Raw genomic sequence first — 25,122 nt, forward strand, 5'->3', positions numbered from 1 at the left:
CCCGACGCCCAGGATCCCGGCGGCGTAGCCTGGCGTACATGTACGAGGAGCGGCCCTCCCGACTGGCCGGGGCGGTGGTGTGGACCAACACGCCGTCCGCGGCAGCCGGCGTAGGTCCTGTGCTTCCCGACGGCTGTATGGACCTGCTGTGGCACGAAGGCAGACTGCTGGTCGCCGGGCCGGACACCCGGGCTCATGTCCCGGACGGCCCGCCCGCGTCCTGGGCGGGCGTACGTCTGTATCCCGGGACCGCGCCCGCACTGCTCGGCGTACCGGCTTACGAACTGCGTGATCGGCGAGTCGAGTTGGCCGACCTGTGGCCCGCCGGGGAAGTGCGTCGCCTGACCGACAGGGTTTCCGCGGCCGCGCAGCCTGCCGTGGCACTGGAGGAGTTGGCGCTGAAGCGGGCGGTGCCGCCGGACCGGGCGCTGCGCCGACTGGTCGCATCCCTCGCCTCAGGTCGGGCCGTGTCCGATACGGCCGACGAACTCGGCCTGGGAGCGCGCCAGTTGCATCGCCGCTCGCTGTCGGCCTTCGGCTACGGCCCCAAGACGCTGGCCCGGATCCTGCGCTTGCAACGGGCCCTCACGCTGGCCCGGCAGGGCGTACCGTACGCGGACACTGCGATCCGGGCCGGTTACGCCGACCAGGCCCATCTCGCCCGCGACGTCAGGCAGTTCACGGGCATCACGCTAGGCGCTCTGCTGCGTTGAGCGGCCGCGCTACTGAGGGAGCGGTGCGAACAGGTCGACGCCGTTGCCGTCGGGGTCGAGAACAACGGCGTAGCGCTGGCCCCAGAAGGCGTCCCACGGCTTCAGATCGCCCTGGTGACCGGCGCCCAGCAACTCCTCGTACACCGTGTCGACCTCGCCCGGTGTGTCACAACGCAGTGCGAGCGAGGTCCGACCACCCCCGGACGGCGGCTGCCACGCCGGGTTGAACGAGCGGATGGTGTCCTCCGTGTCCAGCAACAGCCGCAGCCCCCCGGACAGTTCGGCCTCGCTGTGCGGTTCGTGCTCGGCCCCCTCTGGAAAGACGAAGCCGAGTCGTCGGTAGAAGGAAACAGAAGCAGCCATGTCGGAGACGACCAGGCCGATGGCATCGAATCGTGGACTCATACGGCAACGGTAGGCAGCGCTGCCGCGGCCGGTCTTGAAGGAAACGGACACGCCCCGGGAAACTTTCCGTACATCCGTACATCCGTACATCCGTACATCCGTACATCCGTACATCCGTACATCCGTACATCCGTACATCCGTACATCCGTACGGCCCGTACAACCCGTACGGCGCCCGTAGTGCGGCCCTCCGGGCGGCGGACACGGAAACCGATCCCGGCCCACCGCCGTACGGCTGAGCGTCGTCACCGATCACCTGCTCGGCCGCTCGCCATGCGAGCGCACCTGCACTTCTCCGGTCGGCGGCGGCAGGAGCCGGTCGACGGCCGAGGCCGACGACCGACGGCCGTCGATCAGCTACGGCGTCCGTGCGGGGAGCGAACGGCCGTTGTCGTGAGGTTCACCTTCGCCGACCGGTCAGACGGTACCGACCGGCCAGACGGCGTCTCCCAGATGCCGTTCTCCTGGTTCGGTCGTGACCGGCCGGCCTCAACCTGTGAAACCAACGGCTCCACAGGTCAGTTGAAGGTCACCGGCCCGTTGGGCGTGTCCACCGTGAACGAAAATCCCGCCGGGCCCTCGGTGAGGGCGAGGTCGGTGCCGATGGTGGTCAAGAGGGGTCGGACGTCCTCGGGGTCGGGAGCGGTGGCGGTCAGTTCCAGAAGGGGACTGACGGGCAGGCCGGAGGCGGAGGGGTGGGTCGTGCTGCCCCAGTCGATGAGGAAGGGCACGAGGCCGGACGGATGCGGGGAGCCGCCGTCGGTCAGCCGCCATCGCAGCAGGGAGCCGTCGGGGCGGCGTCTGCTCATCTCCCGTACGTCACCGGTGTCGTAGCCACGAGCACGGGCGTCCGCGACCGTCGCGTCCAGATCTGGTGGGCTGATGGCCCAGGTGATCGTCCGTGCGGCGGCGAGCGCGTCCACGCCGAAAGGGCGAGGGTAGGAAGGCGTGGGCTGTTCCGGGTCCGGGCCGATGATCTCCAGATACGCGCGATGCCCCAGGTCGACCAGACAGTTGCGGGTGCCGAGCCCGACATGCACCCCGCCCGGCGCCGGAACCACTCCCGTGCGCCGGGTGAACTCGGCGACCGTCGCTGCCAGATCGGGCGTCGCGAGAACGATGTGGTCGAGACGTGCGGGAATGGTGTTCATCCCGCCCGAGACTACGCGCCCGGTCCTCGACGGGACCGCGCATAGGGAACAACTGTACGACGTGTCGAGGCGCGAGTTCTTGGTCTGCTGGTCACGGAGGTCGTTCCCGCACGACCGGCGCGGCTGCTCATCCGAACGCTCGATGTCCGCGGTGGAGGGCCGGCGAAAGTCGACGGCGGTCGGTCTCGGGACCAGATGAACGGGGAGAAAACGCTTCCACTGACGCCTTGCGCACAGGCGTCCGACACGGATCTGGAGGTCACCTCGCTGACCGCCTCGCCGGCCTGGATGGCTGAGCAAGGGTGTAACCGGTTGCTTCGTGTTCCCACGGGCTCCACCAGTGAGCCGGGTGTCGGGTGTCGGGTGTCGGGCATCGGGCGTCGGCGCCATGGCCAGGGCCAGGGCCGGCGCCAGGGCCGGGGCCGGGAGACGCTCCGTATGCGTCCAGCGCCCGTCCGGTCGCCGAGCACGGCTCAGGAAATCCCGAACTCCCGTCCGCCTAGGCTCGTCCTCATGACCGTTCGCTTGCTCGTGTACACCCGCACAACCGATTACCGCCACGACTCCATCCCGGACGCCGTTGCCGCCGTACGCGCGTTGGGTGAGTTCGCAGTCGACCACACCGAGGACCCGGCGGCCCTGGAGGCCTCACTCGACGGGTACGCGGCCGTGGTTTTCCTCTCCACCAGCGGCGAGGTGCTGACCCCGGCCGGGCGGGAACGCCTCGCCGGTTACGTCGAGGCGGGCGGTGGTTTCGTCGGCGTGCACGCGGCGTCCTGCACCGAGTACGACTGGCCGTACTACGGCGAGCTCCTCGGCGCCCGCTTCGCCGGTCATCCCGAGTACCAGCCGGGCAAGGCGGTGATCGAGGACCACGATCATCCCGCCACCCGTTCACTGCCGGCGGTCTGGAACCTCACCGACGAGTGGTACGACTTCCGCGTCAACCCGCGCGGACGGGTACGCGTTCTCGCCGTCGCCGACGAGTCGTCGTACACGGGCGGGGGGATGGGAAGTGACCACCCGCTGGTCTGGTGCCGGGAGCAAGGCCGGGGACGCGTTTTCTACACGGCCCTCGGGCACGCCTCCCAGGCCTACGCCGACCCGCAGTTCCGTGACCATCTTGGCGGTGGCATCGCCTGGGCGGCACGGCTGCGGGACCAGTGACGTTTCTCCGGTGAACCGGTTCCGCCATTGGGGTGAGCAAAGCCTTCACATGGGGAAAGCCGCGCATCGACATAGAGATCCTTTTGTCTTCGTAAAGGGCTGTTGTGTCGCAACGGCTTTGTTGCACCTGGTGTGTTGACCCCTCGACTCCATTGGAGGAGCCGGACGGTGACTTACGGGAACAAGTTGCGGGAGCGGATCGCCGACCCGGGAACGACCCCGCTGATCGGCGTGTACGACATGTACTCGGCTTCGATCGCGGCGGATCACTACGACGGCATGTTCGTCTCGGGCTTCGGCTTCGCGGCGTCGCACTACGGACTGCCGGACATCGGTTTCATCGCCTGGCCGGACATGCTGGCGTTCGTGCAGCGGTTGCGGGGCGCGTTTCCGCAGCAGCATCTGCTGGTGGACATCGACGACGGGTACGTCGATCCGGAGGTCGCCTGTCATGTGGTGGAGGGCCTCGAGCGCATCGGGGCCTCCGGCGTGATCCTGGAGGACCAGAAGCGGCCGCGCCGGTGCGGTCACGCAGACGGCAAGCAGGTACTGCCCCTGAACGAGTACCTGGCGAAACTGGAGATGGTGCTCGCCACCCGGCGTGACATGGTCGTGGTGGCCCGTACGGACGCCACCGACGAGCACGACATCCTGCGGCGGGCCGGCACGCTCGCCGCCACCGATGCGGACGTCATCCTGGTCGACGGGGTCCGTACCGTGGAATGGATCCGCCGGATCCGTGACGTGGTGGGAAGCAAGCCGCTGCTGTTCAACCAGATCGCCGGCGGCAAGTCTCCCCGGCTCTCGCTCAGCGAGCTGTCCGACCTGGGCGTGAACGTCGCGATCTACAGCACGCCGTGTCTTTTCGCCGCGCACGCGGCGATGGACTCCGCGCTCGCCGACCTCAAGCGGGCCGACGGCCGGCTCCCCGAGGTGGACGCGGAGAGCGGCATCGGCGTGCGGGCCTCGACCGAGTTGCTGGAGCGGAACATCGCGCGCCTGCGCACCGCGCCCGAGAGCGTGAACGCGTGAGCCCGGTCGCGCCCCGGCTCAGGGCGGCGACGTTCCTGACGGCCGCCCTGCTGGGCGCCGCCGCAGCGCCGGCGGTAGCCGAAGGCAGCCTGATCACCGTGATCGACAATTCGCACGCGGACTCGATCCTCGAGGTCGACCGGGCGGCCAACGTCCAGCAGGGCAGCAGCGGCACCGCGGGCAGCGACCACGACGGAAGCGCCGTCGACATGATGGAAGCGCTGGTCGGCGCACCGGACCGGGGCGAGGACTGAGGCGAGGAGACCACCGGCCGGGAGTCATCGTGATGGTGGCGCCCGGCTCTCCGCTGTCCGTTACGCCGTGTTTCCCGGCGACCGTGCGAGCGTGCCGCCGCCAGACGACGCACCCCGCGATCGAGAAACGCACGACAGTGATGGTGACGGCGACGGCCGGGGTCCCGGTCACGGCCGTGACTCTCGTGACCTGCCGGCGCATGCGAGCGCCACGGCCCCAGCGACCGGATCACCGAACGGTCCGTCAGTCCTCTTCGGCGTGGGGACGTCCGACCTCGTCCCGTTCGATCGCCTCGGGCCCGTCGACGGGCCCGTCACCGCGATCGCTGACCGTGGCTTCGGCGGTGGCGTCCCAGGGACGGAACCGGGAGTCGCGGCCCGGGCCGTCCTGACGGTGATGAGGAGGGCGGGCGCGACGACGAGCAGGACTGTGGTGTGCGTGCTGAGGTTCATGACGGAAAAAGATCAGTAACACCGGAAGGCCACCGTTTCATGCTCCTGCTCGCCGGTGCGGCGGAGCCGTGCTCGCCCGCTCCACGAGCCGTGTCGACAACTCCGTCCGGGTCCCCTCCGGCTGCTCGCCGTCCATCATCCGCAGCAACAACCGCAACCCTGTTGCGGCCATCTCCGATAGGGGCTGGCGCACGGTGGTGAGAGCGGGGGTGGTCCACCGGGACTCCGGCAGATCGTCGAAGCCGACCACACTGACGTCGTGGGGGATCGTCAACCCCCGCTCAGCCAAGGCCAGACAGACGCCGAGGGCCATGCGGTCGGAGCAGACGAAAACGGCCGTCGGCCGCTCGGGCAGGTCGAGCAGTTCGTGCATGCGCCGGTGGGCCACCAGTTCGTCGAAGCCGCCGTTGTGCAGGTACTCCGGGCGGTACGCGAGCCCTGCCGACGCCAGGGCCGAGCGGTATCCGGCGACCCGGGCGCTGCTGCACATCTTGCGGGGCGGGCCGGCGATCACGGCGATGCGTTCGTGGCCGAGGGCAAGCAGGTGCTCGGTCGCCGTGACCCCGCCCTGCCAGTTCGCCGCACCCACCGACACCACTCCGGGCGGCGGCTCGACCACCGGGTCGATCAGCACGAAGGGGGTGTGGTGCTGCTCCAGCCAAGCGTACTGAGAGGCCGTCAACTCCGTGAGGTTGAAGAGAACTCCGGCCGATCCGCGCACGGTCAGCTTGTCCAGCCAGCCGCGCTGCGGGCGGCCCACGCGGGAGCGGGACAGGGCGGCCGAGACGACCACGTCCAGGCCCGCGTCGTGTGCCGCCTCCTCCACGCCGTGCAGCACCGCGCCCGACCAGGAACTGTCCAGCGAGTGCACGACGAGGTCGATCAACCGGGGCGGCTTGGTCGCGTCGAAGCGCGGTCTGCGCACATAACCCAGTCGGTCCAGCGCCTCCGTCACCCGCCGTCTGGTTTCGGGGGCAACATCCTCCCTGCCGTTGACCACCTTGGAGGCGGTCGGCACCGACACACCTGCCTCGCGGGCCACGACCGCCAGGGTCGGCCCGGCCGTCCCGCTCGCACTTGCCGTACGCACCATCGGGAACCACCTCTCCGGCCCGCCCGAAGGCCAGCGAAAGTTCGACCAGCGCCCTTTCGGAGCCGATACGGAAACAGACGGCTCACAGAAAGCGCTTGCTATCCTAGGGGTGCCTCGGCGAGACGTGAAGACTCCGGAAAACGCGGGATCATGAACGCAGGAACTTTCGAAACTCTCCCCGTGCTGCAACCCGGTTGACAGCGGGCGCCCCGAGGCGAGGTCGGTGCCCCGAGGTGGGAGTCGCTGTCCCGAAGCATCGAGGGGCACCGGACCGGGCCGGGTGCGCGAGTCGGATCACGCAGCAGCGCCGGAGTCGGGACTCCGGAGAATCCGGCTCTCCGAGCGGCATACAGGAAATCATTGCGCCGCTGCGAGGCGGAGAAGCGCGGTACCGCGTGGCGCGGAGGGTCTCAGGCCGCCGCATACCGGCACAGGTCGAAGGCGGCAGCCGGCAATGTTCCGAACTCCGTGTGGTGGGGCCTCCGGAGAGGCCCGCACCCCATGGACTGCACGGAGAAAACGTTTACGGAGACCGATCGATGCGTAGTCTCCGCCGACACTGTGGCTCACCGACGCCGCTTCGGCGGCTGCACCGATTCCCTTACGACGACGTGGGTGCCCAGGACCAGGTGCTCGCCCTCTCCGCTTCTGCGTCGGCCGCCGCTTCCGGCTCCCTGCCGCCGATCGGCCACCGCGCGCAGGGCGACGCGGCCCATTTCCTCGTAAGGCACGTGCACCGTGGTCAGTCGGGGAGTCAGCTGGGACGCCAGGGGAATGTCGTCGTAGCCCGTGATCGACACATCGTCCGGCACCCGCAGACCTGCCCCGCGCAGTGCCTGCATGGCTCCAGCGGCGACGATGTCGGTGCCGGCGAGCACGGCGGTGAAGTCCGGTGTCTCGTGCAGAGCCGCTCGCGCCGCGGCGTATCCGTGCTCGTCGTCGTAGGGACCGTGCCGCACCAACCCCTGGTCGAACGGCACTCCGTATGCCTCGAAGGCCCGTCTGGCGTCCCTCAACCTGCCTTGTGCAGTGGTGAGTTCAGCGGGGCCGGGCAGCATCAGGACCCTCCGGTGACCGGCTGAGAGCAGGTGGCCGGCCATGGCGTAGGCCCCGGACTCGTTGTCGTAGTCGATCGTCGTGGCCGGGACGTCCCCTTCCAGCGGCGGCCTGCCGACCAGGACGAGATGCGAACCTGCCGCGTCCAGTGAACGCGCGAACCGGGCCATACGCAGCTGGTACTCGTCGTGGTCATTGGTGCCGCCCAGCAGGATCACGGCGTCGACGCCCTGGTGGCGCATCAGGTTGACCAGTGCGAGTTCGCGTTCGGGGTCGTCTCCCGTGGTGCCGACGATCGACAGCCAGCCGCGCAGGGTGGCCGCACCCTCGACGCCCTTCGCCACGTGGGCGAACGCGGCCCCGGTGATGTCGTTGATCAGTATGGCCACCGTCGGAGTACCCCCACCGGCAAGGGAGCGGGCGTGCGCGTTGGTGACGTAGTCCAGGTCGCGGACGACCTTCATCACGCGGCGCCGCAGTTCCTCGGAGACCGGGTAGTTGCCCGACAACGCGCGGGAAACGCTTGCGACGGACACCCCCGCGCGTTCCGCCACATCCCGTATGGTCGCCCGGCCGGCCCCACCCGTCGTCCTGCGCTGACTCACGTTGCGGCTCCTTCACTGTCGTGGGCGCCGACAGGGCGCCCTGGAGGCCGCGTGCGGACCTCGCCGTAGCCTGGTCAAGGCACGGCAGGGACCCGGCCCCCCGTCGGTGCGGGAACCGTATCCCGATGGTCTGCGACGTGGGCCGGCCTGTGGATAAGCCCGGTCGTCGCCGCGGCCCGGGACGCCGACAAGGGCACGGACCTACGCCTCACGCCACCCGGTCCAAGTCTGCCTGGCGCACTTCATGGCCGAGGGGCAGCCCCTCGGCCAGGCGTTCCACCTCTTCGACGACGATGCGGCCGAGTCTTTCCAGCTCGTTTCCGAGGGAGCCGGCGATGTGCGGGGTGAGGAACACGTTCGGCAACCGGTAAAGAGGAGAGCTTGCGGGCAGTGGTTCGGGTTCGGTGACGTCCAGGACGGCATGCAGTCGGCCGGAGACCAGTTCGTCGGTGAGGGCGGAGTGGTCGACAAGGGCGCCCCGAGAGGTGTTGATCAGCACGCCGCCGTCGCGGATCAGGGCGAGGCGGGCGCGGTCGAGCATGTGGCGGGTCCCGGGGATGTCGGGCGCATGCAGGCTGACGATGTCGCTGTGGCGCAGCAGGTCTTCAAGGGAGAACAGCCGCGCTCCGAGTTCGGCGGCCTCTGCCGCGTCCACGTACGGGTCGTGCAGGAGCACCTCGAAGTCGTACGGGCGCAGAAGTGCGAGGAGGCGGCGCCCTACCCGCGAGGCGCCGATGACACCGATCCGGCGGCCGAGGTTTCCGGTGGTCGCGGTTTCGGCGGGCGTCGGCTGGGCGTGGGTGCGGCGGAAACGCTCCCGGTGGACGAAGGCGTTCTTTCCGGCGAGGAGGATCATCGCGAGTGTGTACTCGGCGACCGGGACGGCGTTGCCGATCACCGCGCTGGAGACGGTCACCCCCCGGCCCCACAATGCCTCTCCGACCAGGGAACGCACCGAGCCCGCAGCGTGCAGGACCGTACGGAGCCGGGGCGTGGCACGGAGGATGTCCGCATCGAGGTGGGGACAACCCCAGCCGGTGATCAGGATCTCGGCGGCGGCCAAGGGCGACGCCGCAGCGGGATCGGCGAAATCCCTTACGACAAACGCTGGATCGATCTCGGCCACCTGCCGTAGCCGGGCCACGAGCGGCGGGGGAAACAACAGGGGAAGGTGCACCGGATCCATGGCGAACACGGCCCTGGGGAGCTGAGCGCTGGGCATGACTCTCCTGAGGTGCGGGGAAACGTTTTCTGAGAACGCTTTCTACCGTAGATCTGGCGCAGAGGCGGGGTCAATCAATGAGGTGGGGGATCGCCGGGGTGGAAACTGTTCGGGGCGGTTTCCATGTAAAGGGCTGCCTGTCATGGGCAGTTGGACGGCCGGGGTAACTCGGCTCCGTCGGATGCGAGGGCTGTTCCAGGACGCGCCTGGGCGGTCGCCTCGATGCACGCAGGTGATGTCCGCAGGCGGTGTAGCGACCCGCGGAAGACGAGGAAGTATCTGGGACGACGGGTCAGAGAAATTTCGTCACCCTTCACCGACGCAACCGCCGCCTACCGCAACGACCAGCTCGGATTGCCGCACCCTCCCGTACGCCGAACAGCCCTGCCACAGGCTTGTGCACCGGAATACCGCGCACAGGTGTGGTGATCTGGTCGTACCAAGCGTGAGCGCGGTGAAGGGCTGGTGAGCAGATGGCAGGAGGCCCGACGGACCCACGGGCCGGGGTCCAGGCGGACCCCGAGCACGATCCCGTGGTCACGCCCCCCTGCGGGGCCGTACGCGGCAGGTACGAGAACGGCATCGCCGTCTTCCGCGGGATCCCCTACGCGGCACCTCCCTTCGGGGTCCGAAGGTTCCGGCCTCCTGTCCCACCCGCGCCCTGGGACGGGGTGCGCGACGCGGGAGCCTTCGGCGCAACGTCGCCGAAACCGCCGTACTCCGAGGCCTTCGCCCCGTACCTGTCCGACCCCGTGGTGGCGGGCGACGACTGCCTCAACCTCAATGTCTGGACGCCCGAGCCCGGCCCCGCCGCCCGGCTGCCTGTCCTGGTCTGGCTGCATGGCGGCACCCTGACCAGGGGATCGTCGGCAATGCCGGTGTGCGACGGACGGAACTTCGCCCGCGATGGAATCGTTTTCGTCTCGATCAACTACCGGCTGGGCGTGGAGGGCTACGGATTCTTCCCGGACGCCCCCGCCAATCCCGGCCTGCGGGATCAGCTTGCCGCGCTGGAATGGGTGCACCGCGCGATCAGGGCCTTCGGCGGCGACCCCGACAGGGTCACCCTGGCGGGACAGTCCGCCGGAGCCATCAGCGTCGGCGCCCTGATCGCCGCTCCGCGGGCACAGGGCCTGTTCCGCCAGGCCATCCTCCAGAGTGGAGCGCCGGAGGCCTTCGAACGGCACAGGGTCCGGCGCATGGTCCGCCGTATGGCGACCCGGCTGAAGGTGCCCGCCACCGCCGAGGCCTTCGCCGCCGTCGACCGGGATCTGCTGCTGCGTACCCAGGCGGAGGCCGGCAGGCTCAGCAGCCCCGTCCTCGGCGGGCCCGCGTTCGGCATCGTCGTCGACGGCGACCTCGTCCCGCGCGACCCTCTCCTGGCACTCGTCGAAGGGGACGCGGCCGTCGGAACCGACCTCCTCCTGGGCTGGACCCGGGACGAGCACCGGCTGTGGCTGGTCCCGGGGGGACTGATGGAGCGCGTCGACCGGCTGGGTCCCGTCGCCCTCGCCGCCGCGATGGCGCGTTGCCGCTGCGGCCGCGAGGTGCCGCGTGGCTACCGTGCCCTGCACCCCGAAGCCCGAACCGCCGAGATCGTCGGCCAGATGGTCACCGACAACCTGTTGCGCAACCCCCTGCAACAGATGGCCGAAGCCCGTTCCGGCCCGTCCTACGTCTACGAGTTCGCCTGGCCCTCGTTCAGGCCCGGGCTCGGCGCCTGCCACGGCCTCGAGCTCGGCTTCGTCTTCGACACCGGCGGGACGGCCGAGTCCGCGAAACTGGCAGGGGACGGCGCGCCGCAGGAACTCGCCGACGCCATGCACGGAGCGTGGACGCGCTTCGTCGCCACGGGCGCGCCCGGCTGGGAGGCATGGGGGCCGACGCACCCTGTGCGGATCTTCGGTGAGGTGGACAGCGGGCGGTATGAGGGCGACGGTATCGCGCATGAGGTCGACGGTATGTCGCATACCGCGTACGGACCGCGGGACCGTGAGCGGGCCTTGTGGGCAGTGGAGGCAGCCGCCGTTCCCTCAGGAGATCCCGTCGATGAGACGACGACGCCCGACCCCCTGCTCGGCAAGACCCCGCGCGGCACGGAGCTCAAGTCCGCGATGCGCCGACTGCGCCGGGCCGGCGGAGCGAGAGGACGCTGACCATCGGGCCTGCGGGCGCTGGAGTCGCGTCTCCCCCGGCGCTGAGCGGCTGTTGGACGGCAACAGTGGGGCGGGAGCGGTGGGCGGAGCGCCAGAGGCCTATGCGGAGGTCAGTGTCCGAGCGATCGAGGCGACCGCCTCGGGGCCGACCCGGCAGCAGCCGCCGATCAGACGGGCTCCCGACTCCCGCCATCCCAGGACCTGTTCGGCAGTGAAGGTGGATCGGCCGTTCCAGGCGCGAGCCTCCGCGTTCCATACCTCGCCGCTGTTGGGGTAGACCACGACCGGCTTGCCCGTCACCCGAGCCGCAGTCGTCACCGCGGCCTCGACGTCTTCCGGGGCGCAGCAGTTCACCCCGACCGCGATCACCTCGTCCGCATCGGCGGCCAGCGCGAACGCCTCCTCCAACGGCTGTCCGGCGCGCGTACGTTCTCCGGCGATCGAGTACGACAGCCAGGCCGGCACGCCGAGCCCGCGCACGGCGCGCAGGAGTGCCTCGGCCTCATCGGCGTCGGGAACCGTTTCCAGTGCCAGGACATCGGGCGCCGCGGCGGCCAGAATCTCCACCCGGGGACGGTGGAAACGTTCCAGTTCCTCGACGCTCAGCCCGTAACGGCCCCGGTACTCGGAGCCGTCCGCGAGCATCGCCCCGTAGGGCCCCACCGATGCGGCCACCCACAACGGGTGCGTGAGACCTTTGTGCCGGGCCTGCCGGGCGGCCTCCTGGGCCAGTTCCACACTCAGCGCCAGCAGTCGGGCGGCCTCGTCGGCGCCGATGCCGCGCTTGGCGAACCCCTCGAACGTGGCCTGATAACTGGAAGTGATCGCCACGTTGGCGCCCGCCCCGAAGTAGGCGAGATGCGCCTCGGTGATCGCCTCGGGCTGCTCGGCGAGCAGCCGCGCCGACCACAGTTCGTCGCTCAGGTCGTGCCCGGCGGACTCCAGATGGTTGGACATGCCGCCGTCAAGGACGACGGCTCCGGCGGCGAGAGCCGTGGTGAGGGAGGTCTCGGCGAGGGGAGCGGGGACGTCGCTGGTCATGGCACGACGCTAGTCGAAGAGGCGGCAGACAGCCGGAACTGTCCGTTGCCTGAACAAGAGCGCCACGATGTGGGATGCGAGACGGGGCGGCGGCCAGGCGCTCGCTTCACCTGGCCGGTGAGGGAGAAGCCGGTCGGCCCTTCCGCGCTCGGTGGCACCCGACGGCTCATCGCCCGTGCGCCGAGTGCCGTCCACCACCGCGGCGCCCGCCGCCCCGCTCGCGCTTGCGCTTGGTCGCAGGAACCAGCAGCCCGCCGAGCAACCCGGCCGCCAGCACGTACGGCCACCACCCGAAGGCGCCGCTTCCGGCCGCGCTCGCGCTGCGCGTCCGGGCGGTCACGGAGCCCGCCGACACTTGTCCCTGTGCGCTCACCGACTGGCTCACGGCTGCCGCCGTGAGGACGACGTCGTTTCCGTCCCCGCCCTTATAGGTGATCCGGTAAACGGTGTCAGCGAGTTTCACCTCGGCTCCCTCGCGCAGCTGGTCGAAGGTGCCGGTAGTGGGAGTGTTCCCGGTGTGGTTCAGGACGGTGATCTTCCGGGCGGAGGTGTCGCCAGCCGCGGGGGAGCCCGCGCTGGAAGCGGTATCGGTATCTGCGTGGATACCGGTTTCGGGCGAGGCGGGGGACGGGCCCCGCGTGGCAGCAGCCCCGGGCGTCGCGGGGGTGGTTCCTGCCGCGGACAGGTCGAGCCCTCCTCCCAGGGTGACCTTGCCGCCCACCTTGAGGGGAGTGTCGGCCAGGACGAGTTGCCCCTCGTCGCTCTGCGTGTAGGCGCCGGTCACGGTCAGCCCGCCGCTGACGGCACCCTCGTTCGTCACGGCGCCGTTCACCGTGCCCTTGCCGCTGAGCGTGCTCGTCACCCGCAGTGCCGAACCGCCGGTGTCCAGCCGCGCCCCCGCCGACGTCAAACGGACCGCCCTGCTGTTGGAGAGCGTCGCCCCGTCCCTCAGCGCCAGCGTTCCCTGCTTGACCGTCGTCGTCCCGGTGTACGTCACCGCGGTGCCCGTAAGGGTCGTCGTGGCCGCTCCGGACTGGACGAGCGAGCCGCTGCCGCCCAGCCGGGAAAGAGAGACGCAGGCCTTCGTGTTGTGCACGACGAGAGTGCCGTCGTTCACGATCCGGCGCCGGTCGGTACCCATGAGCAGGGAGCCGTCTCCCTGTGCCGACCCCAGTCGCAGGACCGCCCCCTCCTGCACGGTCGTCGAACCGTCGTAGTACTGGGCGGCGGCGAAGGTGACGTCGTTGCCCTTGGTCCCGGCGATCACGATGTCACCGGCGCCGGGCGCGGCCAGGGTGTCGTGGTACCTGCCGCCGCCGATCGGCGCCCCGAGGGTGACCGGCCCGTTGTAGTCGAACGTCAGCAGTGACCGCCGTCCGCCGGCTTCGTGCACATTGATGTAAACGGTGTCCTTCGTTCCCGGCATGAAGATCTTGTGCGTGGTGCCGTCGCCCCATTGCACGTCGGCACCCTCGATGTTGGTGCCGCGCTTGTTCAACTGATGCGCTACGGCATGCCAGTTGATGGCGGGGTCGCTGAGCGAGGGATGGGTGTCTCCGCCCTGGTCGCTGTAGCTGTACTGCCCCGTGAGGACGACCTTGCTGCCCGGTCGCGAGTGGACGTTGACGTCACTGCCGTACTCGCGCTGGAAGAAGTCCTGCCGCAGGATGATCGTCTGGTGCAGCGGGGTGTCGATGATCCAGGAGCCCTGGTTGAGGATCGCCCGGGCGTTGGGCAGCGACACCGGGTACTCGGGGCGGCCGGCCGCCATCCCGGTGCCGTTGTCGATGACCCCGGAAAAGGGGTGGGTGCCCGCCAGGTCGAGGGTGCCCCACATGCCGCGGGGCTGGGTGACGAGGCCGGATCCGCTGATCGTGCCGATGTTGAAAGTGCGGGTCAGCGAGAGCCGGAGAGTGCCGTCGACGCGCACGTTGAGCTGATTGAGCCGGTAACCGGGAGTGCCGTAGGGGAAGTGTCCGATCAGCCCTGTGCCCCCGCCGGTGCCGTACTGGAGGGTCGTCCCACGCTCCACCGTGATCGCGGGCGGGTCCGGGTTCACGACCGTGGTGTACGGGTGGTTCCCGCCCTGGGTGCGCACCACCTGCCGCCGGCGGGCGTCGGGCAACGTGAAATCGCTGTCCCTGCTCAGGACCAGCGTTCCGCCGCCGCGCACGGTAAGTGTTCCCTGGCCGCGGAAAACGCCGTCGTAGGTGGTCGTCCCGGAGGGCACGGTGATCACGGCGTCGCCGACGAGCGTCACGTCCCGGTTCGCGAGGACGTCCCGAGTGATGTCCTGCGCGTCGGCGGCCACGGCCGGGGGAGCGGTGGCCATGAGGGCGGCGACGGACGCGAGGGCGCCGACGACCGCTGCTGAGGTGTGGAGAGGGCTGCGCACGTCATCGGAGACGCGTGGGCGCCCCACGGATAACAGAAATTCGTTGCTCGAGCGTCGACGGGTATGTCGGCACACCCCAGAAAACCACCTTCCCGCCGGAAACTTCCGGAAAGGGCTTTCCATCAAGTCCGTCCGACCCGTTGACCTGCCCGTAACACGCCCTTACCTTTTCGGCGTTCGTCATTCCACATGCCGTTCGCAGTACCGAACACCCCCTCCCTCGAGAGGTAGCCGCGTGCACCTCAATGCGCTCGTCCTCCGCCGCGCCGACCCCCAGGCGCGACCCGAACCCGCCCGCCAGCGCCACGGCACGGCGATACCTCATCCCGTGACGGACAGCTCACGGGGCCTGACGGGCCGACGGTCCCGGTTGCCCGACACGGACCTCGCCTCGTGGGCGGCCCGTCGAACGATCCCAGCCGCCACGCCCGGATCCAGGCCTTCCGGCCCGCGCCCGGACGGCATCCCCGACTTCGGCGTCCCCGTCGCCGACACCGTGAAGGAGAGTGCGTGAGATGAGACGTGCGTACACGACCCTGCTCGCCCTCTGTCTTGTGCTGATCGGCGCCCTCGCGACCGCTGGGCCCGCCCAGGCGGCGCCGGTGACGGTCGCCAACGGCACTCAGTTCAACGACAGTTCAGGCAGCCCCGTACACGCCCATGGCGGCGGCGTCCTGAAAGTCGGCTCCTACTACTACTGGTTCGGCGAGAACCGCAACGCCGACAACACCTTCCGGTACGTGGACGCCTACCGTTCCACCGATCTGAAGAACTGGGAGTTCCGCAGTCACGTCCTGACCCAGGCGAGCGACTCGGAGTTGGCCACGGCCAACATCGAACGCCCGAAAGTCATGTACAACGCCTCCACCGGCAAGTTCGTGATGTGGATGCACAAGGAGAACGGAACCGACTACAGCGAGGCCCGAGCAGCTGTCGCCGTGTCGGACACCGTCGACGGAAACTACGCGTGGCAGGGCAGCTTCCGCCCGCTCGGCCAGCACATGTCCCGTGACATCACGGTCTTCGTCGACAGCGACGGCGCCGGATACATGGTCTCGGCCGCACGGGAGAACTACGACCTCCAGATCTACCGGCTCACCGCCGACTACACCGGTATCGCAAGTCTGGTCGCCGACCCCTGGCACGGTGGCCACCGCGAGGCGCCCGCGCTGTTCAAGCGGGGCGGCGTCTACTTCATGCTCACCTCCGGAGCGACCGGCTGGAGCCCCAACCAGCAGCAGTACGCCACGGCGACCTCGCTCACCGGCCCCTGGTCGGCCATGACGAACGTCGGCGACTCGACGGCGTACGGCTCGCAGACCGCGTACGTGCTGCCCGTCCAGGGCACTTCGGGGACCTCGTACCTCTACCTGGGCGACCGCTGGGGCAACGCCTTCGGTGGGACCGTCAACGACTCCCGCTACGTCTGGCTGCCGCTGACCTTCCCCACGACCACGTCGCTGTCGATGTCCTGGTCCCCCGAGCTCACCATCGACACGGCGGCTGGAACGGTTACCGGAACGAGCGCCACGTACAACACGCTCATCGCCCGGCACAGCGGCAGATGTGCGGATGTCACGAGCCAGTCCCTCTGGGCGGGCGCACAGATCAAGCAGTACGACTGCAACGGTGGTAACAACCAGAAGTACTGGTTCAAGTCCGTCGGAAGCGGTTACTACCAGTTGGTCGTCAGGAGCAGTTCTCTGTGTGTGCAGGAGAACGCGAACACGGTCAGCCAGGAGAACTGCAGCGCGACAGCCACCGGTCAGCAGTGGTCGCTGACGACTTCCGGCACCTACGTCAACGTCAAGTCCCGCGCGAGCGGCGAGTGCCTGGACGTGAACGGCGCGTCCACCGCCAACTCCGCCGCGCTCATCACCTACACGTGCAACGGAGGAACCAACCAGCAGTGGACGCGCGGCACCTGACCTACGTCAGGCGAGAAGGTCGATCGCGTCGATCGACGTCCCCGCGCTGAGGTAGGAGGTCGTCCCCGAACCGCTCACCACGTTGATCTTCAGCACGTTGTACTGGCTGGTGTCCGTGAGCCACGCGCTCGCCGGGACGCTGTAGGTGAACGTGTGGTTGTTGCCCCGGTAGGACCCGTTGGTCAGGGACCGGGTGCTCGGCTGGGTGGGCGGGGAGGGGATGGCCGAGGTCCAGGTGTCGTTCACGACGACCTGCGGCCGGCCGTTGGCATAGGCCGTCGTCACGCCGATGCGCAGGGTGTGCGCGGCGGCGGCCTGGGCCGCGGTCAGCTTGAAGTACACCAGCAGACCGCTGTTGACGTCCTTCCAGATGTAGCAGGGGAAGCCCGCGGTCTCGCTGCCGCTGCCGATCACCACGTTGCCGGTCCAGGCGGCGGCCCGGACGTCGGACGGGTGCGCGTACGTCATCAGATCGGCGTTCTTGAAGCCGCTCGGGGTGCCGGTCCAGTCGTTGATCCGCCAGATCGCGGTCGCGTTGCCGGGGTCGTTCGAGGACGGGATCGCGATCGAGTTGAGGGTGGTCGTCCCGCCCGCCGACACGGTCACCTGTGTGCTGTACACGGCGAGTTCGCTCTTGTGGACGGTCAGTGTGTACGTCCCCGGGAGAACCCCGGGGATCGAGAAGTAGCCGTCGGACGACCGCGCCGAACCCCAGTACTGCGCGCTCGCGTTGGCCAGTCCGACCGTGTACGGGTACGCCGAGTTGCGTCCCGTGATGCCGACCCCCGCGACCCGGCCCCGCCCGCCGGCGGCGACGTAGCCGGAGATGCCGAGCGAGTCCGCCCACGAGGTGGTCAGGTTGCCCGGGAACAGTGACGAGGAGGGGGCGCCGCCGTCGGTGAAGGCGATGACGTAGGGGCCCTGGAGACCGAAACGCTGTTCCTCGGTCTGGTTCTGGCCGTAGTACAGGATTTCGTACAGGCCGCCGCCGTCGGCACTTTGGTGGCGCAGAAGGGAGCGGTAGAAGGGGCCGCCCGATGCCTTCTCGTGGTTGCTGCGCACGATCCAGAGACCGACGCTGCCGGTCGACCAGCCGAGATAGTCGTAGTCGATGACGCGCAGCCTGGAGTAGTGCTTGGAGCGGGTCTGGCCGTCGGACTTCGCGAAGACGTCGGAAGCCTCGATGGTGCTGGTCGTGTACGTGTAGGAGTCGGGCTCGTCGTTGAGAAACAGACCCGCTTTGACGCGCACGATGTAACGCGTTGCCGAAACGGATGTGTCGGCCTTGTTGGTCCACAGGTAGACGTTGTTCTCGCCGCTTCGGGCCGCGTAGTAGTGCTTGAGCGTGCCGTGCGTGACCGAGATCAGGATCGTGGAGCCGGACTGCGCGATCGTCACGGTGGAACTGCCGAGGCCCGACTCGATGTGCGAGTTCATGCCGCCGTAGCCCTGGTACTCGGTTCCCCGGTAGGCCAGTGAGGTCAGGTCGCCGGTGGATTTGCTGACCTTGAAGACCAGGTTGGCGCCGGTGTCGACGACGTAGTTCGAGCCGTCGTCGGTGTAGCCGAAGGCCGCTGCCGCGGCCGGTGCGGCGAGCGGCCCGGCCAGGGCGGCCGAGCCTGCCGTGGCCGCGGTGGCGAGGACGAAGGTACGGCGTCGGATCGGCCGGTGGCTGTCGGATCCGGACATGGGGGTGCCTCCTTCGGGAGGTGTGGGGGTGCGGGTGCCTGAGAGAGTGACAGTTGAATCGATTTCGCGAAAGGGCTTTCACGCCCTGGAAGTTGGCAATCTCGCAAAATCAGTCCCAGGTCTAGAAAGCGCTTGCCAGAGGCGGTACGGTCCAGCCGCCAGCCCCTGTTGCCTCGACGGAGGAGCCGCAAGTGAGACGTTTCAACATTGCCGTGCTGGCGGCACTGACCCTGACCGTCGGTCTGACGGCGGTGCCCGCCGCTCAGGCGCACGGCGGCCGCGCATCCCTCGGCATCGACAACTGCACCGCGACCGCCTGCCACTTCGACGTCCCACCCGGCACCTATGACGTCGAGGTCGTCCTCGGTGGCGACGTCGCGTCGAGTACCGGCATCAGCGGAGAGACCCGGCGCGCTCTGCTCCCCGAGACCGCCGCGCCGGCCGGTGAACGGGTCGTCCGCAGCTTCACGGTGGACGTCAGAACCCCGGAGGGTGAGCCCACGGGTGCGGCCGGAACCGCCGGCCTGGACCTGGCCGTGGGCGGCTCGGCGCCGGCCCTGGCCGACATCAGGGTCACCCGGGCCCGGCACGCACGGCAGGTCTTCCTCGTCGGCGACTCCACGGTGTGTGACCAGCCGGGCGACCCGTACGCCGGGTGGGGCCAGCAGTTGCCGCAGTATCTGCGCAAGGGCGTCTCGGTCGCCAACTACGCGGATTCCGGGGAGAGTACGGTCACGTATCTGGGGAACCCGCTGCTCTGGGCCACGGTCCAGCCGCTGATCCGCCCGGGCGATCTCGTCCTGGTCCAACTCGCCCACAACGACAAGACGACAGACGAGGCGACCTACCGGGCGAATCTCGAGACGCTGGTGGCGGGAGTGAGGGAGAGGGGTGGCCGACCGGTCCTGGTGACCCCCATCGTGCGCCGCTGGTTCAACGCCGACGGAACGCTGAACAACGGAACGGCCCTGCTGGTCAACGGACTCGGCGTCGACCACCCGGCGGTGATCCGCTCGGTCGCCGCCACACAGGAGGTACCGCTGATCGATCTCACCGCCAAGACCAAGGCACTGGTGGAGTCCCTTGGCGTCGAAGGCTCCAAGGCGCTCTACCTCTACAACGAGAAGCGCGACAACACGCACACCTCCGTGCACGGAGCAACGGTTTACGCGGGCCTGGTCCGCGACGAACTCGTCGCCCGGCATCTGGTGCCGAGGGGCACCGTGCGGGTGGGATGAACGCCTGGGGGCGCCCCGACCGGAACCGGGACGCCCCCAGGTCCTGGCGACACCAGGCTCCGCACCGGCCGCGAAGGAAGAAACAGCAGATGCACCTGCCCCCGCCCGACCTCGCCCGCAGCCCCCGCACCGGCTACACCCGCGCCCATTGGGAGGCCGCCGCGGACTCGCTGCTCGCCGCGGTGGAGCCGTACGCCACCGAGGATCGCGCTCTCTACCACTTTCCCGGCGACCGGGAGAGCTGGTCGGGTCGCCTCTCCGACGGCCTGGAAGGCTACGCTCGCACGTTGCTGCTGGCGGCGTTCCGCCGTGACGAGACGGCGCTGGAGCGTTACGCAAGCGGTCTCGCGGCCGGTGTCCGCGGCGTCTGGCCCCGGATCGAGGACCGAGGTCAGCCCCTCGTCGAGGCCGCGTCGATCGCCCTCGCGCTGCGACTGACCCGCCCGTTGCTCTGGGACCGGCTCGACGACCGTGTGCGCCAGCGCGCCGCCGCCTGGCTCGGCGACGCCCTGACCGCGGAGGCCTGGCCCTGCAACTGGGAGCTGTTCCCGGTGACGGTAGGCGGTTTCCTGGAGTCTGTCGGCCATGAGCCGGAGGCGTCCCGCAAGGCCATCGACCGAGGGCTGGAGCGCATCGAGCAGTGGTATGTCGCCGACGGCTGGTACAGCGACGGCGCAGGCCGTGCCTTCGACTACTACAACGGCTGGGCGATGCATCTCTACCCGGTCCTGCACGCCTGGCTGGCCGACGACCCCGGGCTGCTCGCCCTCTACGGCGGCCGGCTCAGGACCCATCTGGGAGACTACGCCCGCCTGTTCGGCGGCGACGGCGCACCCCTGCACCAGGGCCGGTCCCTCACCTATCGCTTCGCCACCACCGCCCCCCTGTGGCTGGGCGCCCTGACCGGCCACACCCCGCTCCCCTCCGGCGAGACCCGGCGCCTTGCCTCGGGTGCGCTGAAGTACTTCCTGGAACGCGGTGCGGTCGACGAACACGGTCTGCTGACCCTTGGCTGGCACGGACCCGACGCGTCGGTTCTCCAGGGCTACTCGGGACCGGCCTCCCCCTACTGGGCGAGCAAGGGTTTCCTCGGCTTGCTGATCCCCCCGGAACACGAGGTGTGGACGGCGACGGAGAAGGCGGGACCGGCGGAACGGGGTAACGCCGTTACCCCCATTGCCGCTCCCAACTGGCTTCTGCAGTCGACGAGTTCGGACGGCCTGGTCCGCCTGCACAACCACGGCAGCGAAGACGTCCGTTACGACCCGTACTACACCAGGTTCTCGTACTCCACGGTCACACGGCCGCTGGACGTGCCACCGGACAACATCGTCATGATCGGCGGCGACGCGCGCCGCGAGGGCATCGTCCCCCTCGGAGTGGGGGAGGGCTGGGCGGCCTCCCGACACGCGCTGAGCTCCGGGGCGGAAGTCACCAGCCTGGTGGTGGCCGAGGACGCGGTGGAGGTTCGGGCCCACCTGGTGGCCGGCGCCGACCCGGGGACGGAGGTTCACATCACGGGCTGGGTGCCGGTGGAGGGCGGGGACGAGCGGGCGGAACTGGTGCCGGTGCACGGACTGGCGGGCACGTCCCCTCTGTCGGGCGTGGCGGGAGAAGGTCCTGCGACCCTGTTCGTCGCGCTGGCCCGCCTCACGGCCGAGCCGGACCCCCTGCCACTCGGGGAGCTGGTGTCCGTCGAGGTGCAGAGGGTGGAGGCCGACACCACCGCTGACGGCGCGTACGAGCTCAGCGTCCGATGGCCGACGGGTGCGGAGCGCCATTTCCGCTTCACGGCTTCGGACGGACGATCCGTGACGTCGTCGTGGTCGGTGATCCCCCGCTGAGCGGTTGTGCGCAGGACGGCGTCACCGCGGCGTACGCCCAGGTCGGCGTCCCGTCCTCGAGGACCGCGAGATCACTGGTGAGGTGAGGCGCGGTGAGTGCTCACCACCTCGACCGGGCCCTGGAACGTGCCGTTCCGGCCGACGACGGAGAACTGCCGTGACGGATGCGGTCGGGGTGAACCGGCGCCGAGTGAAGGGGAGGGACGCGGGCTCGGTCGGCGCGGCCGCGTGCGCGTGGGCCGGTGGGAGGGAATCTCCGTTGCCCTGCGTGAACGGCGTGCAGAAGAATCCGCCTATGACTTCTGCCATCCGTCACGTGACGATCGACAGCTCCGACGCCTACGCCCTCGGCGCCTTCTGGTCCGAGGTGCTCGGCCAGCCTCTCCACGAGGACGACAAGCCGGGCGACGAGGAGGCGTTGATCGAGGGCGCGGGCATGCTGTTCGTCACCGTCCCCGAGACCAAGAGCCGGAAGAACCGCATTCATTTCGACCTTCAGCCGCAGGACCGTACCCGCGAGCAGGAGGTCGAGCGTCTCCTCGCCCTCGGCGCCACGCTGGTCGACGACCGTCGTAAGCCCGACGGCACCGGGTGGGCGGTCCTCGCGGACCCGGAGGGGAACGAGTTCTGCGTGGAGCGCAGCGCGGAAGAGCGGGCAGCAGGCTGAGGCGGCGGCCACCGGGCACGATACGGGCGGGCCGGCAGCCGACCCCTGACAGGGTCGCGGAAGAAGAAGCGTCCGCCGGAAACAGATCGGCGGGCAATTCGCCGGAAACAGATCGGTGGGCAATTCGCCGGAAACGGTGTCAGCAACAGTTCACGGGAAACAGGACGCCGGCAATCGGTTCGCTTGAAGCAGGGCTCCGGAACAGTTCGCTTGATGCAAGGATTTCGAAAACAGGTCACCGGACGTCAGGGTGCCGGGAAACGGTTCACTGGGAGGAAAGCGTAGGAAACAGTCCGACGTGAACGAAATACCGGAAACAGCCTGACGGAAGCAGACCAGCCGGGACAGTTCGGCGGAGGCCGAAGGGACGCGCCCCTAGCGTGGCTCGCATGCGTGCACTCAGGGCGACCTCTCACCCCTTCGCCGACCTCCACCACGCCGACAACCCCCTCCTTCTGCCCAATGCCTGGGACCATGCCACGGCGATGTCCATGGCGAGGATGGGCTTTCCGGCGATCGGCACGACGAGTCTCGCGGTGGCGGCGGCGGTGGGGCTGCCGGACGGCGCGTCGGCGACTTGCGACGAAACCCTACGGCTCGCGCTGATCCTGGGTTCGCAACCGTTTCTCCTGTCTGTCGACGCCGAAAGCGGTTTCAGCGAAGATCCGGACGAGGTGGGCGAGTTCGCCCGTCAGCTGGTGGCGGTGGGTGCGGTCGGAATCAACCTGGAGGATGGCCTGGGGTCGGTCGACCGGCATGCGGCGAAGATCGCCGCGGTCAGGGCTGCCGCGCCCGGCCTCTTCGTCAACGCCCGCACGGACACGTACTGGCTGCGTGAACACGGCGATCACGGCCTTCGCAGGGGAGCCGAAACGCTTGCGCGCCTCGACGCCTATCAACAGGCGGGCGCGGACTGCGTTTTCGTCCCGGGGCTGACCGATGCCCGAGAGATCGCCGCGCTCGTCGCGCGCCTGGATGTGCCCCTCAACCTCCTCTACTCGCCGACCGGCCCCAGCCTCGCCCAACTCGGCGACCTGGGGGTGAGCCGTGTCAGCCTCGGCTCGCTTCTGTACCGGCGAGCGATGGGTGCGGCGCTCGAAGCGCTGGGTGACATCCGTGAGGGACGCAGGCCGGGAGGCCCCACACCGACGTACGAGGACCTACGGGGACCGGGCACCGAGGCAGCACGCCACGTGTGACAGCGTCAGCCGCCGGCGTCGCGGGTGCCGGTCTCCCGCGGCCAGTGGGTCAGGGCCGTGTGCAGGGCGTCGATCGCCTTGTCCCACGACCGCTGCACGTCCCGGGGCGCACCGAACCCGCCACCGGCCTCCAGCGTGCAGTACCCGTGAAAGGTGCTGCGCAGCAGGCGGACGGCGTCGGTGAGGTCGGGTTCGTCGAGGCCGTAGGCGCGGAGCATGCCGTAGGTGATCTCGGCTGTCCGGCGCGGAGCGGTGGAGGCTTCGGCCAGTTCTCGGTCGATCTCCGTGTCGAGCCGGATCTGGGTGGCGGCGTACCGGCCCGGGTGCCGCAGGGCGTACTCCCGGTACGCCCCGGCGAAGGCGACCAGCGCCTCCTTCCCGGCGAGTCCCACGACGGCCACGGCGATCCGGTCGATCATCTCGCCGCCGACCAGCAGCGCGAGTCTTGCCCGCAGTTCCCGAAGGTTTCTGACGTGCGAGTACAAGCTCGCGTCCTTGACTCCGAACCGTCGGGCCAGCGCCGAGATGCTGACCTTGTCGAAACCGATCTCGTCGGCCAGCTCCGCGGCGGCTTCGACCAGGCGGTCGGTGGTCAGGCCGACTCGTGGCATGGGGACCGCCTTGTGTGCGCTCGGACCTGGAGGTATCAGCCAGGATCCTAAGGGTTCCGCAGGTGGCACGGTGGACGCCGGGGGAGACTCCGCCCCGGAGCCGAGCCCAGAGCTGCGGAACCGTTCTGTAACGGCTTCCCCGCTTTCCTGCTCACCGCCAGGGCCCAACAGCTCCCTCCACAGGCTCTGCCCGGCCGGGAAATGACGGGCACCGAACGGCAGGGGCTGCGATCATGATCGGCAACGAACCCCCGGCGCCCGGTCTTGGTTCCCAGTCCCAGTCCCAGTTTCGATCTCAGTTCCAGTTCCAGTTCCAGTTCCAGTTGCAGTTGCAGTTGCAGTTTCAGAGCCAGGGCCATAGCCCCAGAACTCGGGCTCACGGCCCGTATCCCGCGCCCAGGCCCGAGTCGCCGACCTCCGAGCCCGCAAGGACGCTTCGCATGCCTGTACCCGCCGATCCCACCGTCCTGCATCCCATGCCCGAGCAGCCGCGAGTCGTGCTGCTCAAGCCGCTGGTGAAGTCCCCGCTGATCGAAGTCGGGGAGTACACGTACTACGACGATCCCGAGGACGCCACCGCGTTCGAGACGCGGAACGTGCTCTACCACTACGGCCCGGAGAAGCTGGTCATCGGCAGGTTCTGTGCGCTGGGAACCGGAGTGCGGTTCCTCATGAACGGCGCCAACCACCGCATGGACGGCCCCTCGACCTTCCCCTTCCCCACCATGGGCGGCTCCTGGTCCGAGCACTTCGACCTGCTCACCGGCCTGCCGAACCGCGGGGATACCGTGGTCGGCAACGACGTCTGGTTCGGTTACGGCGCGACGGTGATGCCGGGCGTCCGGATCGGGCACGGGGCGATCATCGGCGCCGGGTCCGTGGTCACCGCCGACGTGCCCGACTACGGGATCGTCGGCGGCAACCCGGCCCGTCTCATCCGCACCCGCTACAGCGAGACGGACGTCGCCCGGCTGCTGGCGGTCGCCTGGTGGGACTGGCCCGCCGAGCACATCACCGAACAGGTGCGGACGATCATGTCCGGCAGCGTCGACGACCTCGAGGCCGCCGCGCCGAGCTCCGGAGCCCCGTAAACGGTTTCCGCAGAAACGGTCTCCGCGGAAACGGTTTCGGCGAAAGGGTTCCGGCGGAAAGAGCTTCCACGGAAACCCCTATCCCGGAAACCCCTATCCCGGAAACCCCTAT

20 protein-coding genes are annotated in these 25,122 nt (G+C 69.3%); 11 read left to right on the plus strand and 9 right to left on the minus strand.

All coding sequences use genetic code 11. The features are described 5' to 3' along the window. The first annotated feature begins 38 nt into the window (after positions 1–38). Positions 39–713 carry a helix-turn-helix domain-containing protein gene (locus QF030_RS31740; RefSeq protein WP_307165999.1) on the plus strand — a complete coding sequence of 225 codons (675 nt, stop codon included), beginning with the start codon at positions 39–41 and terminating at the stop codon, positions 711–713. A 9-nt stretch (positions 714–722) separates the two neighbouring features. Here QF030_RS31740 and QF030_RS31745 read toward each other — a convergent pair whose 3' ends face one another. Continuing rightward, a complete protein-coding gene (locus tag QF030_RS31745) occupies positions 723–1,118 on the minus strand; it encodes a VOC family protein (protein WP_307166000.1) in 396 nt (131 codons plus the stop codon). A 518-nt stretch (positions 1,119–1,636) separates the two neighbouring features. Further along, complete coding sequence (locus tag QF030_RS31750) at positions 1,637–2,269, minus strand: VOC family protein (protein WP_307166001.1); 633 nt, start codon at positions 2,267–2,269, stop codon at positions 1,637–1,639. A 513-nt stretch (positions 2,270–2,782) separates the two neighbouring features. On the opposite strand from QF030_RS31750, the gene QF030_RS31755 reads away from it, so the two are divergent. The 3 genes from QF030_RS31755 (at position 2,783) to QF030_RS31765 (ending at position 4,722) form a co-directional block, all read left to right on the plus strand. Next, a complete protein-coding gene (locus QF030_RS31755) occupies positions 2,783–3,436 on the plus strand; it encodes a ThuA domain-containing protein (RefSeq protein ID WP_307166002.1) in 654 nt (217 codons plus the stop codon). A 168-nt stretch (positions 3,437–3,604) separates the two neighbouring features. Next, on the plus strand, positions 3,605–4,468 hold the full coding sequence (locus QF030_RS31760; RefSeq protein ID WP_307166003.1) for an isocitrate lyase/PEP mutase family protein: 864 nt from the start codon (positions 3,605–3,607) through the stop codon (positions 4,466–4,468). Further along, positions 4,465–4,722, plus strand: a complete 258-nt coding sequence (locus tag QF030_RS31765) for a hypothetical protein (protein ID WP_307166004.1) — start codon at positions 4,465–4,467, stop codon at positions 4,720–4,722. Before QF030_RS31760 ends, QF030_RS31765 begins: the two co-directional genes overlap by 4 nt. A 490-nt stretch (positions 4,723–5,212) precedes the next feature. Here QF030_RS31765 and QF030_RS31770 read toward each other — a convergent pair whose 3' ends face one another. The 3 genes from QF030_RS31770 to QF030_RS31780 form a co-directional block, all read right to left on the minus strand. Next, the gene (locus QF030_RS31770; RefSeq protein WP_307166005.1) at positions 5,213–6,268 is read right to left on the minus strand and encodes a LacI family DNA-binding transcriptional regulator; all 1,056 of its coding nucleotides are present in this window, start codon (positions 6,266–6,268) and stop codon (positions 5,213–5,215) included. Positions 6,269–6,834: 566 nt separating this feature from the next. After that, on the minus strand, positions 6,835–7,929 hold the full coding sequence (locus tag QF030_RS31775; protein WP_307166006.1) for a LacI family DNA-binding transcriptional regulator: 1,095 nt from the start codon (positions 7,927–7,929) through the stop codon (positions 6,835–6,837). Between the two features lie 208 nt (positions 7,930–8,137). Continuing rightward, positions 8,138–9,151 carry a hydroxyacid dehydrogenase gene (locus QF030_RS31780; RefSeq protein WP_307166007.1) on the minus strand — a complete coding sequence of 338 codons (1,014 nt, stop codon included), beginning with the start codon at positions 9,149–9,151 and terminating at the stop codon, positions 8,138–8,140. Between the two features lie 473 nt (positions 9,152–9,624). On the opposite strand from QF030_RS31780, the gene QF030_RS31785 reads away from it, so the two are divergent. Next, the gene (locus QF030_RS31785) at positions 9,625–11,307 is read left to right on the plus strand and encodes a carboxylesterase/lipase family protein (RefSeq protein ID WP_307166008.1); all 1,683 of its coding nucleotides are present in this window, start codon (positions 9,625–9,627) and stop codon (positions 11,305–11,307) included. Between the two features lie 99 nt (positions 11,308–11,406). Here the strand turns inward: QF030_RS31785 and mmuM are convergent, their stop codons facing one another. Continuing rightward, the gene (mmuM, locus tag QF030_RS31790; protein ID WP_307166009.1) at positions 11,407–12,348 is read right to left on the minus strand and encodes a homocysteine S-methyltransferase; all 942 of its coding nucleotides are present in this window, start codon (positions 12,346–12,348) and stop codon (positions 11,407–11,409) included. Between the two features lie 166 nt (positions 12,349–12,514). Then, positions 12,515–14,743 (minus strand): autotransporter, encoded by a 2,229-nt coding sequence (locus QF030_RS31795; protein ID WP_307166010.1) that lies wholly within the window; start codon positions 14,741–14,743, stop codon positions 12,515–12,517. Positions 14,744–15,258: 515 nt separating this feature from the next. Here QF030_RS31795 and QF030_RS31800 point away from each other — a divergent pair. Continuing rightward, entirely contained in the window at positions 15,259–16,671 is a 1,413-nt protein-coding gene (locus tag QF030_RS31800; RefSeq protein ID WP_307166011.1) for an RICIN domain-containing protein, read from the plus strand. Between the two features lie 6 nt (positions 16,672–16,677). Here the strand turns inward: QF030_RS31800 and QF030_RS31805 are convergent, their stop codons facing one another. Then, a complete protein-coding gene (locus tag QF030_RS31805) occupies positions 16,678–18,360 on the minus strand; it encodes a rhamnogalacturonan lyase B N-terminal domain-containing protein (RefSeq protein WP_307166012.1) in 1,683 nt (560 codons plus the stop codon). A 191-nt stretch (positions 18,361–18,551) separates the two neighbouring features. On the opposite strand from QF030_RS31805, the gene QF030_RS31810 reads away from it, so the two are divergent. The 4 genes from QF030_RS31810 to QF030_RS31825 all read left to right on the plus strand — a co-directional run bounded on the left by QF030_RS31810 (position 18,552) and on the right by QF030_RS31825 (position 23,308). After that, positions 18,552–19,598: a rhamnogalacturonan acetylesterase gene (locus QF030_RS31810; RefSeq protein ID WP_307166013.1), complete on the plus strand. Its 1,047-nt coding sequence runs from the start codon at positions 18,552–18,554 to the stop codon at positions 19,596–19,598. Between the two features lie 89 nt (positions 19,599–19,687). Then, complete coding sequence (locus QF030_RS31815; RefSeq protein WP_307166014.1) at positions 19,688–21,442, plus strand: DUF2264 domain-containing protein; 1,755 nt, start codon at positions 19,688–19,690, stop codon at positions 21,440–21,442. A gap of 295 nt (positions 21,443–21,737) precedes the next feature. After that, complete coding sequence (locus QF030_RS31820) at positions 21,738–22,109, plus strand: VOC family protein (protein ID WP_307166015.1); 372 nt, start codon at positions 21,738–21,740, stop codon at positions 22,107–22,109. A 389-nt stretch (positions 22,110–22,498) separates the two neighbouring features. Continuing rightward, complete coding sequence (locus tag QF030_RS31825; RefSeq protein ID WP_307166016.1) at positions 22,499–23,308, plus strand: isocitrate lyase/PEP mutase family protein; 810 nt, start codon at positions 22,499–22,501, stop codon at positions 23,306–23,308. 5 nt (positions 23,309–23,313) lie between these two features. Here QF030_RS31825 and QF030_RS31830 read toward each other — a convergent pair whose 3' ends face one another. Continuing rightward, positions 23,314–23,919, minus strand: a complete 606-nt coding sequence (locus tag QF030_RS31830; RefSeq protein WP_307166017.1) for a TetR/AcrR family transcriptional regulator — start codon at positions 23,917–23,919, stop codon at positions 23,314–23,316. A 440-nt stretch (positions 23,920–24,359) separates the two neighbouring features. Between QF030_RS31830 and QF030_RS31835 the strand changes: the two genes are divergently transcribed. Further along, complete coding sequence (locus QF030_RS31835) at positions 24,360–25,010, plus strand: CatB-related O-acetyltransferase (RefSeq protein ID WP_307166018.1); 651 nt, start codon at positions 24,360–24,362, stop codon at positions 25,008–25,010. Positions 25,011–25,122: the final 112 nt, after the last annotated feature.

Source organism: Streptomyces rishiriensis (assembly GCF_030815485.1).
GTDB lineage: Bacteria > Actinomycetota > Actinomycetes > Streptomycetales > Streptomycetaceae > Streptomyces > Streptomyces rishiriensis_A.